Annotated in this window: 21 protein-coding genes and 1 tRNA gene; 20 read left to right on the top strand and 2 right to left on the bottom strand. The window is 64.9% G+C overall.

What is annotated here, in order from left to right:
* The first annotated feature begins 33 nt into the window (after positions 1-33).
* Entirely contained in the window at positions 34-1,245 is a 1,212-nt protein-coding gene (locus ABD679_RS11480; protein WP_344760122.1) for a phage integrase, read from the top strand.
* Positions 1,246-1,299: 54 nt separating this feature from the next.
* Here ABD679_RS11480 and ABD679_RS11485 read toward each other — a convergent pair whose 3' ends face one another.
* Positions 1,300-1,626, bottom strand: coding sequence for an Arc family DNA-binding protein (locus tag ABD679_RS11485; protein ID WP_344760123.1), 327 nt, complete (start codon positions 1,624-1,626; stop codon positions 1,300-1,302).
* 119 nt (positions 1,627-1,745) lie between these two features.
* Here ABD679_RS11485 and ABD679_RS15645 point away from each other — a divergent pair, with 119 nt between their 5' ends.
* The 14 genes from ABD679_RS15645 (at position 1,746) to ABD679_RS11550 (ending at position 10,735) form a co-directional block, all read left to right on the top strand.
* Positions 1,746-1,946 carry a helix-turn-helix domain-containing protein gene (locus ABD679_RS15645; protein WP_425561892.1) on the top strand — a complete coding sequence of 67 codons (201 nt, stop codon included), beginning with the start codon at positions 1,746-1,748 and terminating at the stop codon, positions 1,944-1,946.
* Entirely contained in the window at positions 1,943-2,293 is a 351-nt protein-coding gene (locus ABD679_RS11490) for a hypothetical protein (protein ID WP_344760124.1), read from the top strand. The genes ABD679_RS15645 and ABD679_RS11490 overlap by 4 nt, the downstream gene beginning before the upstream one ends.
* Positions 2,290-2,487: a hypothetical protein gene (locus ABD679_RS11495; protein WP_344760125.1), complete on the top strand. Its 198-nt coding sequence runs from the start codon at positions 2,290-2,292 to the stop codon at positions 2,485-2,487. Before ABD679_RS11490 ends, ABD679_RS11495 begins: the two co-directional genes overlap by 4 nt.
* Before the next feature lie 96 nt (positions 2,488-2,583).
* The gene (locus ABD679_RS11500; protein ID WP_344760126.1) at positions 2,584-3,051 is read left to right on the top strand and encodes a hypothetical protein; all 468 of its coding nucleotides are present in this window, start codon (positions 2,584-2,586) and stop codon (positions 3,049-3,051) included.
* A 298-nt stretch (positions 3,052-3,349) separates the two neighbouring features.
* Positions 3,350-3,895, top strand: a complete 546-nt coding sequence (locus tag ABD679_RS11505) for a hypothetical protein (protein WP_344760127.1) — start codon at positions 3,350-3,352, stop codon at positions 3,893-3,895.
* Positions 3,896-4,070: 175 nt separating this feature from the next.
* On the top strand, positions 4,071-4,376 hold the full coding sequence (locus tag ABD679_RS11510) for a head-tail connector protein (protein ID WP_344760128.1): 306 nt from the start codon (positions 4,071-4,073) through the stop codon (positions 4,374-4,376).
* Between the two features lie 59 nt (positions 4,377-4,435).
* Complete coding sequence (locus ABD679_RS11515; RefSeq protein ID WP_344760129.1) at positions 4,436-5,671, top strand: phage major capsid protein; 1,236 nt, start codon at positions 4,436-4,438, stop codon at positions 5,669-5,671.
* Entirely contained in the window at positions 5,655-6,179 is a 525-nt protein-coding gene (locus ABD679_RS11520; protein ID WP_344760130.1) for an HK97 family phage prohead protease, read from the top strand. The genes ABD679_RS11515 and ABD679_RS11520 overlap by 17 nt, the downstream gene beginning before the upstream one ends.
* Positions 6,179-7,339: a phage portal protein gene (locus ABD679_RS11525; RefSeq protein ID WP_344760131.1), complete on the top strand. Its 1,161-nt coding sequence runs from the start codon at positions 6,179-6,181 to the stop codon at positions 7,337-7,339. The genes ABD679_RS11520 and ABD679_RS11525 overlap by 1 nt, the downstream gene beginning before the upstream one ends.
* Positions 7,340-7,689: 350 nt before the next feature.
* The gene (locus tag ABD679_RS11530; protein ID WP_344760132.1) at positions 7,690-8,145 is read left to right on the top strand and encodes a hypothetical protein; all 456 of its coding nucleotides are present in this window, start codon (positions 7,690-7,692) and stop codon (positions 8,143-8,145) included.
* On the top strand, positions 8,142-9,647 hold the full coding sequence (locus tag ABD679_RS11535; protein ID WP_344760133.1) for a terminase large subunit: 1,506 nt from the start codon (positions 8,142-8,144) through the stop codon (positions 9,645-9,647). Before ABD679_RS11530 ends, ABD679_RS11535 begins: the two co-directional genes overlap by 4 nt.
* Positions 9,644-9,976, top strand: coding sequence for a phage head closure protein (locus ABD679_RS11540; RefSeq protein WP_344760134.1), 333 nt, complete (start codon positions 9,644-9,646; stop codon positions 9,974-9,976). The genes ABD679_RS11535 and ABD679_RS11540 overlap by 4 nt, the downstream gene beginning before the upstream one ends.
* A 64-nt stretch (positions 9,977-10,040) precedes the next feature.
* Positions 10,041-10,169, top strand: coding sequence for a hypothetical protein (locus ABD679_RS11545; protein WP_344760135.1), 129 nt, complete (start codon positions 10,041-10,043; stop codon positions 10,167-10,169).
* A 167-nt stretch (positions 10,170-10,336) separates the two neighbouring features.
* Positions 10,337-10,735, top strand: a complete 399-nt coding sequence (locus ABD679_RS11550; protein WP_344760136.1) for a hypothetical protein — start codon at positions 10,337-10,339, stop codon at positions 10,733-10,735.
* 98 nt (positions 10,736-10,833) lie between these two features.
* On the opposite strand, the gene ABD679_RS11555 is transcribed toward ABD679_RS11550, so the two are convergent.
* A tRNA-Val gene (locus tag ABD679_RS11555) sits at positions 10,834-10,908 on the bottom strand.
* 453 nt (positions 10,909-11,361) lie between these two features.
* Between ABD679_RS11555 and thrS the strand changes: the two genes are divergently transcribed.
* The 5 genes from thrS (at position 11,362) to pheS (ending at position 16,132) form a co-directional block, all read left to right on the top strand.
* Positions 11,362-13,272 carry a threonine--tRNA ligase gene (thrS, locus tag ABD679_RS11560; RefSeq protein WP_344760137.1) on the top strand — a complete coding sequence of 637 codons (1,911 nt, stop codon included), beginning with the start codon at positions 11,362-11,364 and terminating at the stop codon, positions 13,270-13,272.
* A 63-nt stretch (positions 13,273-13,335) separates the two neighbouring features.
* Positions 13,336-13,881: a translation initiation factor IF-3 gene (infC, locus tag ABD679_RS11565; protein WP_344760138.1), complete on the top strand. Its 546-nt coding sequence runs from the start codon at positions 13,336-13,338 to the stop codon at positions 13,879-13,881.
* Positions 13,882-14,280: 399 nt separating this feature from the next.
* Positions 14,281-14,478 carry a 50S ribosomal protein L35 gene (gene rpmI / locus ABD679_RS11570; RefSeq protein ID WP_024889803.1) on the top strand — a complete coding sequence of 66 codons (198 nt, stop codon included), beginning with the start codon at positions 14,281-14,283 and terminating at the stop codon, positions 14,476-14,478.
* 13 nt (positions 14,479-14,491) lie between these two features.
* Positions 14,492-14,851, top strand: coding sequence for a 50S ribosomal protein L20 (rplT, locus tag ABD679_RS11575; RefSeq protein ID WP_344760139.1), 360 nt, complete (start codon positions 14,492-14,494; stop codon positions 14,849-14,851).
* Between the two features lie 270 nt (positions 14,852-15,121).
* A complete protein-coding gene (gene pheS / locus ABD679_RS11580; RefSeq protein WP_344760140.1) occupies positions 15,122-16,132 on the top strand; it encodes a phenylalanine--tRNA ligase subunit alpha in 1,011 nt (336 codons plus the stop codon).
* Positions 16,133-16,212 lie beyond the last annotated feature (80 nt).

Raw genomic sequence — 16,212 nt, forward strand, 5'->3', positions numbered from 1 at the left:
TTGTCCGATTTGCACTTACGGATGCACTTACGGATGAAATCGAAGCTGTCCCCAGGCGTTGCCGACGCCGCCAAGCCGAAGGCCAAGCCCTACGAAATCCACGATACCGGCCTGCGCGGCCTGCTGTTGCGCGTGCAGCCGTCCGGGGTCAAATCCTTCATCGTGAGTTGGGACCGGGGCAAGAGGCGCACGTTGGGCCGGTATCCGGTCATGACGGTGGCCGGCGCCCGCAAGGCCGCGCTGGCGGCGCTGTCGGAGTCTGCCGAGCATGGCGCCCCGCTGGCGGTCATCGCAGCGAGCAAGCCCCAAGCGGACACCCTGGGCGACTTCATCCGCGATCACTACGCCGGCTGGGCCAAGGCCAATCAGAAGGCCGGGCAGGCCACCGTGGACGCCATCGAATCGGTGTTCGGCGACCTGTACGACCGCACGCTCGCCAGCCTGTCCCCGTTCGACTTCGAGCGGATCAAGGCCAAGCGGCTCAAGGACAAGATCAAGCCGGCGACGGTGAACCGCGACCTGTCCCGCATACGTGGCGCGCTGTCGCGGGCGGTCGATTGGGGGATGATCCCGGAACACCCCATGCGGACCGTCAAGCAGGCCAAGGGCGGCGACGATAGCCGCGTCCGCTACCTGACCGCCCAGGAAGAGAAGGCGCTCAGGGGCGCGCTGGTGGCCCGTGAGGGGCAACGCAGGGCCAGCCGGCAACGGCACAATGCCTGGCATGCCGCACGGGGCACCACGGGCCATCCAGAGTGGCCGGCGAAGGGCTACACCGATCACCTGATGCCGATGGTCCTGCTGGCCCTGAATACCGGCATGCGGCGCGGCGAGCTGCTGGGGCTGGAATGGGCCAGCGTGAACCTGCCCGGCAAGCTGCTGACCGTCACGGCCGGCAACGCGAAGTCCCGCAAGGCTCGCCACCTGCCGCTGAATGCCGAGGCCCTGGACGTGCTGACCCGCTGGAAGAAACAGGCGTCGGGCCGGCTGGTGTTCCCGTCACCGGGCGGCGGCCGGATGGGCAATATCAATTCGAGCTGGGAGGCGCTTTGCACGGAGGCGAAGCTGGCCGACTTCCGGTTCCACGACCTGCGCCACACGTTCGCGTCGCGGCTGGTCATGAAGGGCGTGGACTTGAACACCGTCCGCGAGCTGCTGGGCCACTCTGACATCCGCATGACGCTGCGCTATGCCCACCTTGCGCCGGACAAGCTGGCGGAGGCTGTGGAGCTGCTGGGAACCTGACAACAACAACCCCGCCTGGCGCGGGGTTTTTTGTGGGTGTTCAAAATTTGAACGCTACTTGACCGAATCCGCCAAGTCTCTACGGAGCTTGGCAAGACTGGGGGAGTCTTCCCCTTCGTATTCGCGGAGTTTGCGTTCCAGCTGGCGTTGATAGTCCATTAGGCGACCGTGCCCGGCTTCTAACTCGACCAGCGCGCGCGTTACTTCTTCGGTACGTGCGGCGACCTTCGCTTCCAAGGCTTTCGAGCTAAAGCCAGCTGCCAAAACGTGAATCATTTCCGCATTGAGCGAGCGTCCGCTTGCCTTGGCGCTTTCGACCAACTCCGCGTGCATATCTGCCGGGAGCCGGATTTGAGTCCTGACTGTCTGTTCTTCTGTCATACCGGGATTATGGCACTAGAACAGTGCCGCCGACACTTGACACTGAAGTAGTGCCGTGGCAGTGTGGCACTACCGCAGTGGCACGCGGTTATACCCAACCGGACACAGGACAACAGAAAATGGCCGCAAATCAGAAACTTAGCTACACCATCCCCGAGGCTGTCGCGGCCACGGGTTGCACCAGGACGAGATTGTATGGCGCTATCGCCGATGGGGCGCTCCGGTCGATCAAGGATGGCCGCAGGCGACTCATCCCGGCCAAGGCTTTGGAGGAGTTCATCGCCAAGCTGGAGCGCGAGAGCGCGGGGAGGGCGGCATGACTCCCGCTGACATTCTCGCCACGATGGATGAAGCCGCCCGCGTGCTGTACGTGCGCGCCGAGAGCGAAGACGACAACAAACTCGCCGGGAAGATGTTCGACGCGCTGGGGCAGATGACGAAGGAGGCCAACCCCGAGGGCGGCGCTTGGTTCCTTCCCTTTGACAGCGTGAACCGGGCCGGCGACTTGGCGGCGAAGGCCAAGGCCATCGCCTGGTGCGTCGGCATGGCCGTAAGCCGCGAGGATGAAATGCCGCCCAACGCGATGGCGAACGCCTGCTGGGCGGTGGCCGACATGATCGAGGAGATCGAGGCCATCACCGCGATGAAGCGGGAGGCCAAGTCATGACTGCCCGAGCCTGCACGCGCGAGGAAGTCGAGGCGACGCTGCCGGACCGGGAGCAGGGTTCCACCGTGTACGGCCGTGTCGTCGGCGAGGTCGAGGTGCGGGAGGTCACGCAGTGCGCGTTCGTCCCGTTCACGGCGATGCCGCGCCGCTACTCGGGCAAGCGTCTGCTGCTGGTGCTGCCGGACGGCAAATAAGCGAAACCCCAGACCGTTGGCGCGGCTGGGGCTTCAGGTGCAATCGAGCAACGAGTGCGGGGCCAGTGTAAGGGCTGGCCCCGTCAAGGGACAAGCATGGGCAAGAAGAAAGACAACCGATGGAATGACATCGACGGCGGCGCGGCGTTTGTGATCCCGCTGACCCTGTTCCGGCACCCCAACTTCACCCGGCTAAGCCCGTGGGCGAACAAGCTGCTGATGGACTTGTCGCGGCAGTACACCGGCTTCAACAACGGCTACCTGTGCGCGTCCCGTACGCTGATGAAGGAGTGCGGCTGGAGTTCGCCCCTAACGCTTCAGCGCGCCGTGGAAGAGCTGGAGCATTACCGGATCATCGCCCGCACCCGGCAAGGCGGGAGGAACCGCGCGACCCTGCACGGGCTTACCTGGCGCCGCATCGACGACAAGGCTGGGAATCATCTGGACGTGCACCCCACGATGATCCCGTCTAACGACTGGAAAGAAGAGCGTCCGCAATTCGTCCGCACGCAAGGCAGACGGAAGGGAAAGAAGCGGCGCGGTCACCTGAAGGTGGTCGCATGAAAACGAAAAGAGTTGTACGCCCCGTGTACAACGGTTGTACGCCCCGTGTACCAGTCAGGGCCGACGTTGTACGCCCCGTGTACAACAACATGCACGACTGGTACACCCCGTGTACTAGTCAGGGCCTTTTTAGGGCCTTCTGTTGTACGCCCCGTGTACACCTTAAAAGATTTACCAGGCCGGTAGGGCGTTTTGCTGTTGCTGTTCCTGCCCTTGATTTAAGGCTGTTGCAGGTGAGCGGCCCACAACGACGCGAAAAAACCCAACGGAAACCCGGCGGGTTTCGGGCTGGTGGCCGATGAGCCGCCGCCTGCTGCTGGAGCTGGTAGACCGCTGCATCGCTGGCGACTGCGACCACGCCACGGCTGCCAAGCTGCTGGGGGTCAGGCGGGCGCGGCTGGATGAGCTGGTCCGCCAAGTGAAGGTGAAGCGCCGGGTTCATGGCCGGCTGGTGGCTGCATTCCACCATGCGTTCCCCGAGTGCAACCCGAGGAATTACCACGGGCACCCGGAGCGGATCGTGGCGGCGCACGACCGGCCCCGGAACCCGGACAACCTGCTGCGGGGCGGACCGGCTGCCCCGTGCGTGACGTACACGGCCGAGGAAGCGGCGAGCCTGCCGCCGTCGCAGCCGTGGCTAGGGCTGCTGAACCCGCCTGGCAAGGCGAGCGAGTGGGACCGACACCCCATCGGCCGGAGGCTGAACAAGCGGGACGAGGAATCTGCCTCTGTGTGTAATAATACTAATAGACAGGTGGAACAAGTCATGGTAAAGGCGCGAGCCGCCACCAATGACGACTCCGAGCCGGACGTATCCGGTCCCGAGTTCGAGTTCGCAGCCTGACCCTTGGCGGGGATTACTTCCGGGCAACTGCCCGCGATCACGAAATTCAGCCGGTCGCCCATGCCGGCTAATCGCGCGTCCGCCGTGTCAGAGCGGACACCCCGCCAGCCCGTCCCGGCTTAAAGGACACCGCGCGCCCCCGGTTTGTAGGGGCGCATCTATTTCTGGAGACGGCATGACTATTGCAACCCTTCAAGAGTTCAAGGACTACGTCCGCGAGCTGACCAACGACCTGGACGGCACGTTCACGCTGGCGCTGGAGTCCGCGAGTGCGGAAGTCCGGCATTACCTTGGCTTCGATCCCGAGGCCGACTCCGGCGGACCGGAACCGGACGTTGTCATTGCTTGCTGCCTGCTGGCGGCCGTGCATGGCGACGTAGGAGATCCGCAGGTGAACGCATACCGGCGACGGGCAGCGCAACGGCTGCTGGACCCGTACCGACTGAACACAGGATTCGGCGCAGCTGAGTCGCAATCCTGAGAGGCGAGAAAGACCCCCCCGGCCCCGAAAGGGGCTTTTTTTGTGCACAAGGAAACCTGATGAACCTGAAGTCCATTCGTGAGGCGAAGGCCCACAAGACCACCGAAGCCCGCGCCATCCTGGCCGGTGCCGAGAACCGCAACCTGACCCCGGAGGAGTCGAGCAAGTTCGACACCCTGAAGGGCGAGATCGAGCAGCTGGAGGCGCAGGAATCCCGCGCGCAGTTCCTGGACGATGCCGAGCGCCGCGCCACCGGCACGGTGATCGCTGGCAACGGCGAGCGCGACCTGGACCAGCTGGAAAGCCGCGTGTCCATCCTGAAGATCGTCCAGGCGGGCATGGAAGGCCGCGCCCTGGACGGTGCGGAGGCCGAGTACAACGCCGAGATCGAGCGCCGCAACGGTCGCAAGGCGGAGGGCGTGTTTGTCCCCATGCGTGCGATCGAGCGCCGCGTGAACACCACGACCACCGCGGATGACATCGTCGGCACCGATCATCGCGGCGACCAGTACATCGGCGCCCTGCGGAACAGCCTGCTGGCCCGTCGCCTTGGCGTGCGTGTCCTGTCGGGCCTGCGCGGCAACGTGTCGATCCCGAAGCATGGCTCCAGCGTCACGGCGGGCTGGGTGGCTGAGAACAGCGCCCTGTCGCCGAGCGACATGACCTTCGACAACGTCGGCCTGACCCCGAAGCACGTCGGCGCCCTGTCGGAGATGAGCCGCCAGCTGATCCAGCAGAGCGACCCGACCATCGAATCGCTGCTGCGCGACGACATGAGCTTCCAGATCGCGCAGGCCATCGATTCGGCACTGATCCAGGGCGGCGGCTCCAATGAGCCGGACGGCATCATTGCCACGCTGGGCACCGCGAACGGCACGCTGGCTGGCCCGACCTGGGCGCAGGTGCTGGCGATCATCGAGGATGTCGAGACTGCCAACGCCCTGGGCAATCACGCATGGCTGACCAACCCGAGCGCGAAGGCGAAGCTGCGCGACACGCTGAAGGTTTCGGGCGATGCCGGTGCCGGTTTCCTGATGGAGAACGGCCAACTGGGCGGCTATGCGGTGCACACCACGAATCAGGTGCCGAGCGATTCGGGCGGCAACTTCGCCATCTTCGGCGACTGGTCGCAGGTGCTGCTGGGCGTGTGGAGCGAGCTGGACATCCTGGTGAACCCGTTCAGCGAGACCGCGTACTCCAAGGGCAACGTCCTGATCCGCGCGATGGCGACGTGCGACATCGCCATCCGGCACGAAGAAGCCTTTGTGTGGGCCGACGATGTCCCGAGCCTCTGACCTGGAGCGACGTTTCGCTCCGGCCAGTCTGGAGGGCCGCCAGCTTGTCGGGCTGGCGGCCCCCTATGAGTCCGAAACACGGATTGGCGAGTTCCGGGAGCGGATCGCAAAGGGTGCGTTCACGCGCACCCTGAGCGAGAACCGGGACATCCTGGCCCTGAGCGACCACGACCCGGCCAAGGTTCTAGGCCGGACCAAATCGGGCACGTTGGAGCTGGAGGAAACCGTGCACGGTCTTTCCTTCCGTCTGCAACTGCCCGCCACCTCTATCGGGAATGACCTGCGCGAGCTTGCCAACCGTGGCGACCTTGGCGGCGTGAGCTTTGGCTTTCGCGCCGTCCGGGATAGCTGGGAAGGCGACCTGCGCACCCTGGAGGAAGTCGAGCTGCACGAAATCAGCATCGTGCAGAGCTTCCCCGCGTATCCCGATACCACTGTCGCGCTGCGGAGCCGGCCCATGCAGACGTTTCTGCTGGAGCCGCGCCGTAGGTGGCTGGAGACTGTCTGATGCGTTGGCCTTGGCAAAAGAAAGAGACCCGCGACAATGACCCGTCATGGGCGGCGCTGATCCCGAGCGGCACGTCGGCAGGATTGCCCGTGTCGCCTGGCAACGCGGAGACCATTAGCACGGTCTTTTCCTGCGTCCAGTCCATCGCGGAGACCATCGGCGGGCTTCCGCTGCTGGTGTACCGGCAGGAGGACAACGGCGACCGCGTGCGTGCGTCGGATCATTCCCTCTACCGCGTGCTTCACGACCAGCCGAACGAGCGGCAGACCGCGCTGGAGTTCCGGGAGCAGCTGACCGCGCACGTCCTGCTGTGGGGCAACGGGTATGCGGAGATCAAGTCCGATGCAGCGGGCAACGTCACCAGCCTGGAGCCGATCCATCCGCAGAATGTCACGGTGCTGAAGCTGCCGAGCGGACGGATTCGCTATGACGTGGCCGACCCGACTACGGGCAAGATGCGTGCGCTGCTGGCCGATGAAGTCCTGCACCTGAAGGACCGCACGGATAACGGCATCGTGGGCAAGTCCCGCATCCAGGTCGCCCGCGAGATGTTGGGCGGCGTGCTGGCATCGCAGGAGCATGGCAACAAGGCATGGGCGAACGGTGCGCGGCTGTCGGGCGTGTTGCAGACCGACAACGTCATGACCAACGAAAGCATCGGCCGCCTGCGCGAGTCATGGGAACAGCAGTTCAGCGGCTACGGGAATACGGGCAAGACCGCCATTCTCGAAAACGGCCTGAAGTATGCGCAGCTGTCCATGAGCAACGAGGATGCGCAGTGGCTGGAGTCCCGGCAGTTCAGCGTCGAGGAAATCTGCCGCATCTTCCGCGTGCCCCCGGTGCTGGTGGCTGACCTGCGCCATGCCAACTTCAGCAACTCCGTCGAGATGAACCGATGGTTCGTGACCCATACGTTGCGGCGCTGGCTGACCATGTGGGAGGAAGGCTGCGAGCGTGCATTGCTTGGGCCTATCGCACGCAAGCGGTTCTTTGTGGAACACAACGTCGAAGGGCTGCTGCGCGGTGATAGCACGGGGCGTGCGGCGTTCTATCAGTCGGGCATTGCGGCTGGATGGCTGCTGAAGTCCGAAGCCCGCACGCTGGAGAACCTGCCCGCACTGGAAGGCATAGACGATGCAGCGCAGGCCGACGCGGCCTAGCGGGCGTGACGCGGACCCTAGGCGGACGATCCCCCTAGGGAGCTACAGATGGCAACGGTTGCGGGCTGCGGTACTGGCCCGCGATCCGTTGTGCCGCGACTGCAAGCATCCGGCCACGGACGTTGACCACGACGACGGCGACCCAAGCAACAACGCACCGCACAACCTGGTCCCGCGCTGCCATAGCTGTCACTCGATCAAGACCATGCGCGAGCAACACGGAACGCATGGCTGCGATGAGTCGGGCTGGCCGCGCGATCCGAGTTCGCATTGGAACGAAAAGATCGCTGGCAGCTGACCGCTCCCGACCGCCGTCCGAACCTTCCTTTTATCGCTAACCGAGAATCCCGATGAAATCCCGCAACGCTAGATCGGACAGCGCGAGTGCTGCCGTCCAGGCGGCGCAGAACGCTGCACAAGGCCCGCTGGACCCGCCTGCGCATGTATACGTCCAAGCCGATGCGCGCCCCTTCTGGGACGCTGTCGTGCGCAACCGGCCGCGCCATCGCTGGAATGATGCCGACCTGACCACCGCCGCCATTCTGGCCCGCGCGCAGTGCGACATCGAACGCCTGCAACGCGAGCTGGCAACCGAAGGCGACCTAACCGCGTCCGGCACGTTGAACCCGAAGCATCGCTTGCTCGAAACGCTGACCAAGCGCGTGGCAACGCTGATGCGCCTGCTACACGTCCACGCCGAGGCGACCATCGGACGGGCGGAGGACAACGCCAAGACGCTGGAGACAGAGCGCAACGCCGAAGGCGAGCACGACCCGCTGATTCCGACGCTGCGGGTAGTGAAGTGACCCGTGCCGAGGCCATCTGTCGATTCGTCGAAACCTACTGCCTGACGCCTGACGGTGCCGGCGTAGGCCAGCCCCTGCGCCTGGCCCCGTTCCAGCGCGAGTTCATCGCGGCTGTGTACGACAACCCCGCAGGCACCCGTAGGGCTTTTCTGACCATCGCCCGCAAGAATGGGAAAACCGGGTTGATTGCCGCGCTGCTGCTGGCGCATCTGGTCGGCCCCGAGGCCAAGCAGAACGCGCAGCTTGTCAGCGGCGCCATGTCCAGAGAGCAAGCGGCCCTGGTGTTCAACCTGGCGGCAAAGATGGTGCAGCTATCACCGCGACTGTCCAAGCTGGTGCGCATCGTGCCGAGCGGGAAACGGTTGATCGGCCTTCCCCTGAATACCGAGTTCCGCGCACTGGCGGCCGAGGGTAAAACGGCACATGGCCTGTCGCCGGTGCTGGCCATCCTGGATGAAGTCGGGCAGGTGCGAGGGCCGCAGTCGGACTTCGTGGACGCCATCACGACTTCGCAGGGTGCCCATGCCGACCCGCTGCTGATCGCCATATCGACGCAGGCGGCGAACGATGCCGACCTGTTTTCCGTCTGGCTGGACGATGCCGCGCAGTCGAAAGACCCGCGCATCGTGTCGCACGTGTATGCCGCACCGGAAGGCGCGGACCTGATGGACGAGGATGCATGGAAGGCCGCTAACCCGGCGCTGGGCCTGTTCCGGTCACTGGACGACCTGCGCGAGCAATTGGTGCAGGCGCAGCGGATGCCGAGCATGGAGAACAGCGCGCGGAACCTGCTGCTGAATCAGCGGGTATCGACCGATGCCCCGTTCGTGTCGCCGGACGTGTGGAAGGCGTGCGGCACCAAGCCCGTGCCGTTCGAGGGGCCGGTATTCGCTGGCCTGGACTTGTCCGCACGGCACGACCTGACCGCGCTTGTGCTCGCCGGCAAGGTGGCTGGCGTGTGGCAGGTGTTCCCGCACTTCTGGACGCCCGCGCAGGGGCTTGTGGAGCGTTCCAAGCGTGACCGCGCCCCCTATGACGTATGGGCGCGGCAAGGCTTCCTGCGCACGACTCCGGGCGCGTCCGTGGACTACGAGCATGTAGCAGCGGACATCGCCGAGATTGTCGCCGGGCTTGACCTGCACGCCATCGCGTTTGACCGCTGGCGCATGGACATCCTGAGCCGCGAGCTGGACCGCATGGGCCTGTCGCTGCCGCTGGTGCCGTGGGGGCAGGGCTACAAGGACATGGCCCCGGCGCTGGATGCACTGGAGGCCGAGCTGTTGAACGCGCGGATCGCGCACGGAGGGCACCCGGTCCTGACCATGTGCGCGGCGAACGCCACGACCGTCAAAGACCCCGCAGGCGGCCGGAAGCTGGACAAGTCCCGATCCACGGGCCGCATCGACGGGATGCAGGCGCTGGCAATGGCAATCGGCATTTCGCAGACGGCCGAAGCGCCACCCGTAGACCCATACGCAACCCGAGGATTGATCCTGCTATGACCTATGTCGCCAACGACCTGAACCGGAAGATCACCTTCCGGGAGATGACGATCGCGCAAGACCCCGTCACGGGCGAGATGATCCAGACGTGGGTGGATTTCGTGTCCGTCTTTGCCCGCGTCGATCCGCTGGTAGGCCGCGAGTATTTCGCCGCCGCTGCGGTGCAAGCCGAGGATACGACCAAGTTCACGATCCGCCATCGCGCGGACATTAACGCCGGAATGCGCATCGCGTTCGACGGCAAGACCTTCGACATTACGTCGATTCAGAACATCCGTTCCGGCAACAAGGAGACTTTGATCTATGCAAAATCAATCCCTACCGTGTGACCAACTGAAAGCCGAGCTGGCCCGCCTGTGCCGCGCCCACAATCGCAGCGTGTTCGATGGCGACATGCGTGTGACTTGGCGCGGCGACGAGTTGTGCCTGGCCGTGAGCTTCCCGGACGGCATGGCGTGGGAAGTCCCGTTCGATGCCGAGGCGCAGACGATCATCCAATCGGCAAATGCCACGAAACACTAGGCGCGGGTAATGGCGAGTCGGGCCGCGCCTGGTTTCCTACCCGACCGCTGCCAGCCCGTGTCGAGCTGGCGGTATCAATCGGCATAGGCCCCCGTCCGGTTCCACCCCGAAAGGGCGGGCGGGGGCTATCTTCCGTAGTCTGATGCCGAGAAACAACGGAGGGAGCAATGAGCATTTCCGACATGGAGCGGATGCATGTGTTGGAAGTCGTGGCGGAAATGGAGGCTATTCATGCCGCGATGGACGACCTAATGAACAAGATTGGGGATCGCCGGGCCATACCGCGCGACGAAGTCGAGCAACTCCAGGATGAGCTGGCAGCCATAAGGTCGCGGCTGGATCGTGGAGCCAAGTATGGGACGGTTGACGGAGCCAAGCGCGCTCAGTCGCCTATCGAATCCGCTTACTTCGCCGGGGCAGTCTTTCAGGCAAAGGCAAATCTGGGGATTAGGGTTAACTCGCACCCCATCCAGAGTGGATGGATAGGACGGCTGATAGGAGCCAGTGCGGACATTGGCATGCCGCTGGCGAACCTGAGGGATGTACTGAGCAACGCGGAAAGCTAGGGGTGCTGTTGCACTTACATTGCACTTACAAAGAACCCGGCGCTTGGCCGGGTTTCCTCTCCTTCGTCACGGAAACGCCTATTTTTAAGGGGTTTCCGTGGTGGGCGGTACAGGGTTCGAACCTGTGACCCCTACCATGTCAAGGTAGTGCTCTACCGCTGAGCTAACCGCCCGAAGGGACGCGAATTCTAGCGGCTGGGCCTGTTCCAGACAAGCGGAACCTGCCCGTGGAGCGTGCGGACGGATGGGGTGGCGCGGACCAGGGTCCGTGGCCGAAGAAGTTCCGGCTGTCCCCATGATCAGGCGGCTTGCCACGGGATCCGCCCGTGCGCTGGTCGGTTGTTCGTGGACGCACGGTCGCGACGGGCACCGGAGGCACCTGCAGGCGCTTGCAGGCCGCAGCGGTTGGGGCCGTTTTCGTCTAGAATCGGCAGTCGAGCCGATGCAAGGTGGCCCGCGGAAACGCCGGCCGAGCGTGCGACATGGACACTACCCGCGATCATCGTTGACCGACCCAGGGCCATCATCGCCACGATGACGACAGGCGCCCTGGCGCCTTTTTTGTTGCCCGCATCCGCCCCGCACACCAGGCCGCGCCCGCCGCGGTGTCTTCCCAAGAAGCCGACATGATCAACATCACCCTCCCCGACGGCAGCCGCCGCGAGTTCGACCACCCCGTTTCCGTCATGGACGTCGCCCAGTCGATCGGCCCGGGCCTGGCCAAGGCGACCGTGGCCGGCAAGGTCGACGGCCACCTGGTCGATGCCAGTGACGTCATCGACCACGACGCCACGCTGCAGATCATCACGCCGAAGGACGAGGAGGGCGTCGAGATCATCCGCCACTCCACCGCGCACCTGGTCGGCCACGCGGTCAAGCAGCTGTACCCGGACGCGAAGATGGTGATCGGCCCGGTGATCGACGAGGGCTTCTACTACGACATCTGGCGCGAACAGCCGTTCACGCCCGACGACCTGGCCGCGATCGAGCAGCGCATGGGCGAGCTGATCGCGCAGGACTACGACGTCATCAAGAAGATGACGCCGCGCGCGGAAGTCATCGAGACCTTCAAGGCCCGCGGCGAGGACTACAAGCTGCGCCTGATCGCGGACATGGACGACGACGTCACCCGGATGGGCCTGTACCACCACCAGGAATACGTCGACATGTGCCGCGGCCCGCACGTGCCGAACACGCGCTTCCTCAAGGCCTTCAAGCTGACCCGCATCTCAGGCGCCTACTGGCGCGGCGACTCGAAGAACGAGCAGCTGCAGCGCATCTACGGCACCGCCTGGGCGGACAAGAAGCAGCTCGCCGCCTACATCCAGCGGATCGAGGAGGCCGAGAAGCGCGACCATCGCCGCATCGGCAAGCAGCAGGACCTGTTCCACCTGCAGGAAGAGGCGCCGGGGCTGGTGTTCTGGCACCCCAAGGGCTGGAGCATCTGGCAGGTGGTCGAGCAGTACATGCGCAAGGTCTACCGCGACACCGGCTACGGCGAGGTCCGTTGCCCGCAGATCCTCGACGTGGAGCTGTGGAAGAAGTCCGGCCACTGGGACAACTACAAGGACAACATGTTCTTCACCGAGTCCGAGAAGCGGACCTACGCGGTGAAGCCCATGAACTGCCCCGGCCACGTGCAGGTGTTCAACCAGGGCCTGCACAGCTACCGCGACCTGCCGATCCGCTACGGCGAGTTCGGCTCCTGCCACCGCAACGAGCCGTCCGGCGCGCTGCACGGCATCCTGCGGGTGCGCGGCTTCACACAGGACGACGGCCACGTGTTCTGCACCGAGGACCAGATCGAGTCCGAGGTCACCGATTTCCACGTCCAGGCCATGCAGGTCTACGCCGATTTCGGCTTCACCGACGTTCAGGTCAAGCTGGCCCTGCGCCCCGAGCCGCGACTGGGCGACGACGCCACCTGGGACAAGGCCGAGGAGGCCCTGCGCGCAGCCCTGCGCGCGGCCGGCGTGGAGTGGGAGGAGCTGCCGGGCGAGGGCGCCTTCTACGGCCCCAAGATCGAGTACCACCTGCGCGACGCCATCGGACGCACCTGGCAGCTGGGCACGATGCAAGTCGATTTCATGATGCCCGGCCGGCTCGGGGCGGAATACGTCGACGAGCACAGCCAGAAGCGCCACCCGGTCATGCTGCACCGCGCCATCGTGGGCTCGATGGAGCGTTTCATCGGCATCCTGATCGAACACCACGCCGGCAGCCTGCCGGCCTGGCTGGCCCCGGTGCAGGCGGTGGTGATGAACATCACCGACGCCCAGGCCGACTGGGTGGCCGAAGTCCGGAAAACCCTTGCAAATCAAGGCTTCCGGGTCGCCGGGGATTTGCGGAACGAGAAAATCGGCTATAAGATTCGCGAGCATACGCTGCAGCGCGTGCCGTACCTGCTCGTGGTGGGGGACCGCGAGAAGGAGAACGGGGCCGTCGCCGTGCGCACGCGGTCAGGGGAAGATCTGGGCACGATGTCCGTCGCAGACTTTGCCGCGCGTCTGACCGGGGACGATCGCGCCCTCGCGTAGCGTTGTATCCGGTGCGGGGCCACGCGGCCCTGTCCCGCAGGCCCGGTCACGATGGTGGCCGGCATGCATTTCCTTGGAGATCCACGTATCAGCATCGACAACAAGCAAAACCGCCGCAACCAGGATATCCGCGTCCCGAATGTGCGCGTCATTGGCGCGGATGGCGAAATGGTCGGCGTGCTCTCGCGCGACGAAGCCCTGCAGATGGCCGGCGATGCCGGACTCGACCTGGTCGAGATCCAGCCCAATGCCGATCCGCCGGTCTGCAAGATCATGGACTTCGGCAAGTTCCGCTTCGAGCAGCAGAAGAAGGCCAACGAGGCGAAGAAGAAGTCGAAGCAGGTCGAAATCAAGGAAATGAAGTTCCGGCCGGTCACCGACGAGGGCGACTACCAGATCAAGCTGCGCAACATGCGCCGTTTCCTCGAGGAAGGCGACAAGATCAAGGTCAACATCCGCTTCCGTGGCCGCGAGATGAGCCACCAGGAACTTGGCCGCGAAATGGCCGCCCGGATCGAGGCCGACCTTGGCGAAGACATCGTGATCGAATCGCGCCCGCGCCTGGAAGGCCGGCAAATGGTCATGATGATCGCCCCCAAGAAGAAATAATCGCCGCCCGAAGAGCGGCGATGCCGACTGTTCCCTCTCCCGCATGCGGGAGAGGGCAGAGGGTGAGAGGGTGAGCCTGAGCCTGCCCTTGACCTCGTAGGAGCGGCGGAAGCCGCGACTGTGGGCCTGATGGCGCGGGGATCGCGGCTTCCGCCGCTCCTACGGGCGACCGGGGTCGGCCTGTCGCCTAACCAAATGATTTGCAAGGCAATCCCCGACCCGTCATAATGTGCGGCCCGGTTTCGCCGGGATGTGTGTGCGTGACCAGGACCCGTCCGGATCCCTTCTGGATCAAGGACTTACAAGCCGGCAGGGGCAGGATGGAAAGCGTGGCCGTACCCGAAGGGTGCAACGGTCGCCGCCCGGGCCAGTCGAAGAAAACCCTCAAGGACTAATGCAATGCCCAAGATCAAGACGCATCGGGGCGCGGCCAAGCGCTTCCGGAAGACTGCTTCCGGCAAGTACAAGGCAGGCCACGCCAACCGTAGCCACATCCTCACCAAGAAGGCGACCAAGCGGAAGCGCAACCTCCGGCAGACGAACCACGTTCGTGCCGAGGACGCAGGCCGTCTCGATCGCATGCTTCCGTATCTCTGAGGAGGGCTGAACAATGGCACGAGTCAAACGTGGTGTGCAGGCACGCCGTCGTCACAAGAAGGTCCTCAAGCAGGCCAAGGGCTACTACCACGCCCGTCGCAAGGTCTTCCGCGTCGCCAAGCAGGCGGTTACGAAGGCGCTGCAGTACGCCTACATCGGCCGCAAGCAGAAGAAGCGCAATTTCCGTTCGCTGTGGATCGCCCGCATCAACGCGGCATCGCGCGCCAACGGCATCAGCTACAGCCGCTTCATGAACGGCCTGATGAAGGCCGGCATCACCCTCGACCGCAAGGTGCTGGCCGACATCGCCGTGCACGACGCCGCGGGCTTTACCGCCCTGGCGGAGAAGGCGAAGGGCGCACTCGCGGCGTAAGTTGTTCGCATCCCACGCGCGTCGCGCTTGCGCGGCCGCGCGGTCGGGATGCACAACGCGGTACACGCATGGGGAAGGGCGCAAGTCCTTCCCCATGTTTCGTTTTGGGGAGCAGTCCTTTTTCTTGGCGGCTCCCGGCTGTGTCATCCCGAGCGCAGCGAGGGATCTGTTCCTGGTGCTGTACCACGCAGCAGATTCCTCGCTACGCTCGGGATGGCAACGCAATCCGATGGCGTGGTCTGATGGGAAATGATCCGAGGATGCGGTGCGATGACTGAGATCGAACAACTATCGCGGCAGGCGCTGGCCGACATCGTCGCCGCCGATACTCCCGAAGCGCTGGAGGCGCTGCGCGTGGCCCTGCTGGGCAAGAACGGCAGCATCACCGCGCAGCTCAAGTCGCTGGGCGCGCTGCCCGGCGACCAGCGCAAGGCCGCGGGTGCGGAGATCAACCGCGCCCGCGACGCGATCGGCTCGGCGCTGGCCGCGCGCAAGGCCGCGCTCGACGCCCTCGCCCTCGATGCGCGCCTGGCAACCGAGACCATCGATGTCACGCTGCCCGGCCGCGACGCCGCGCGCGGCGGCCTGCACCCGGTCAGCCGGACGATGGAACGCATCGCCGACATCTTCGGCCGCCTGGGTTACGAGCTGTCCGACGGCCCCGAGATCGAGGACGACTGGCACAACTTCGAGGCCCTGAACTTCCCTCCGCACCATCCGGCGCGGGCGATGCACGACACCTTCTATTTCGATGACGGGCGCCTGCTGCGCACCCACACCTCCGGGGTGCAGGTGCGCTACATGCAGGACCTGCTCGCAGCCGGTGGCCAGCCGCCGCTGCGCATGATCGCGCTGGGCAAGGTCTATCGCAGCGACTCCGACCAGACCCACACGCCGATGTTCCACCAGTGCGAGGGCCTGCTGGTCGACGAGCACGCCAGCTTCGCCGACCTCAAGGGCACGCTGTCCGAATTCGTGCGCGCGTTCTTCGAGCGCGACTTCGAGATGCGCTTCCGCCCGAGCTACTTTCCCTTCACCGAGCCGTCGGCGGAAGTCGACATCGCCTGGCAGCAGCCGGACGGCTCGACCCGCTGGCTGGAAGTGCTCGGCTGCGGCATGGTGCACCCGAACGTGCTGCGCAGCGTCGGCATCGACCCGGAGCGATACACCGGATTCGCCTTCGGCCTGGGCGTGGAACGCTTCGCGATGCTGCGCTACGGCGTCGACGACCTGCGCAGCTTCTTCGACAACGACGTGCGGTTTCTCAGGCAGTTCGCCTGAATGTTCGGGACTCGGGACTCGGGGCTCGGGACTCGCGACGGCCTTGCAGGTCGCGCGTGTCGTGAACCCTCGACGTCCCG

Source organism: Luteimonas lutimaris (assembly GCF_039537065.1).
Lineage (GTDB): Bacteria > Pseudomonadota > Gammaproteobacteria > Xanthomonadales > Xanthomonadaceae > Luteimonas > Luteimonas lutimaris.

What these genes read in the sequence shown, in the direction of transcription:
- ABD679_RS11530 (WP_344760132.1), top strand. Translation starts at nt 7,690, where the DNA reads ATGAAATCCCGCAACGCTAGATCGGACAGCGCGAGTGCTGCCGTCCAG.
- ABD679_RS11525 (WP_344760131.1), top strand. Translation starts at nt 6,179, where the DNA reads ATGCGTTGGCCTTGGCAAAAGAAAGAGACCCGCGACAATGACCCGTCA.
- ABD679_RS11505 (WP_344760127.1), top strand. Translation starts at nt 3,350, where the DNA reads ATGAGCCGCCGCCTGCTGCTGGAGCTGGTAGACCGCTGCATCGCTGGC.
- ABD679_RS11480 (WP_344760122.1), top strand. Translation starts at nt 34, where the DNA reads ATGAAATCGAAGCTGTCCCCAGGCGTTGCCGACGCCGCCAAGCCGAAG.
- ABD679_RS11550 (WP_344760136.1), top strand. Translation starts at nt 10,337, where the DNA reads ATGAGCATTTCCGACATGGAGCGGATGCATGTGTTGGAAGTCGTGGCG.
- ABD679_RS11500 (WP_344760126.1), top strand. Translation starts at nt 2,584, where the DNA reads ATGGGCAAGAAGAAAGACAACCGATGGAATGACATCGACGGCGGCGCG.
- ABD679_RS11510 (WP_344760128.1), top strand. Translation starts at nt 4,071, where the DNA reads ATGACTATTGCAACCCTTCAAGAGTTCAAGGACTACGTCCGCGAGCTG.
- rpmI (WP_024889803.1), top strand. Translation starts at nt 14,281, where the DNA reads ATGCCCAAGATCAAGACGCATCGGGGCGCGGCCAAGCGCTTCCGGAAG.
- ABD679_RS11515 (WP_344760129.1), top strand. Translation starts at nt 4,436, where the DNA reads ATGAACCTGAAGTCCATTCGTGAGGCGAAGGCCCACAAGACCACCGAA.
- ABD679_RS11485 (WP_344760123.1), bottom strand. Translation starts at nt 1,626, where the DNA reads ATGACAGAAGAACAGACAGTCAGGACTCAAATCCGGCTCCCGGCAGAT.
- ABD679_RS11520 (WP_344760130.1), top strand. Translation starts at nt 5,655, where the DNA reads ATGTCCCGAGCCTCTGACCTGGAGCGACGTTTCGCTCCGGCCAGTCTG.
- infC (WP_344760138.1), top strand. Translation starts at nt 13,336, where the DNA reads ATGCATTTCCTTGGAGATCCACGTATCAGCATCGACAACAAGCAAAAC.
- ABD679_RS11540 (WP_344760134.1), top strand. Translation starts at nt 9,644, where the DNA reads ATGACCTATGTCGCCAACGACCTGAACCGGAAGATCACCTTCCGGGAG.
- ABD679_RS11495 (WP_344760125.1), top strand. Translation starts at nt 2,290, where the DNA reads ATGACTGCCCGAGCCTGCACGCGCGAGGAAGTCGAGGCGACGCTGCCG.
- pheS (WP_344760140.1), top strand. Translation starts at nt 15,122, where the DNA reads ATGACTGAGATCGAACAACTATCGCGGCAGGCGCTGGCCGACATCGTC.
- ABD679_RS15645 (WP_425561892.1), top strand. Translation starts at nt 1,746, where the DNA reads ATGGCCGCAAATCAGAAACTTAGCTACACCATCCCCGAGGCTGTCGCG.
- ABD679_RS11490 (WP_344760124.1), top strand. Translation starts at nt 1,943, where the DNA reads ATGACTCCCGCTGACATTCTCGCCACGATGGATGAAGCCGCCCGCGTG.
- thrS (WP_344760137.1), top strand. Translation starts at nt 11,362, where the DNA reads ATGATCAACATCACCCTCCCCGACGGCAGCCGCCGCGAGTTCGACCAC.
- rplT (WP_344760139.1), top strand. Translation starts at nt 14,492, where the DNA reads ATGGCACGAGTCAAACGTGGTGTGCAGGCACGCCGTCGTCACAAGAAG.
- ABD679_RS11545 (WP_344760135.1), top strand. Translation starts at nt 10,041, where the DNA reads ATGCGTGTGACTTGGCGCGGCGACGAGTTGTGCCTGGCCGTGAGCTTC.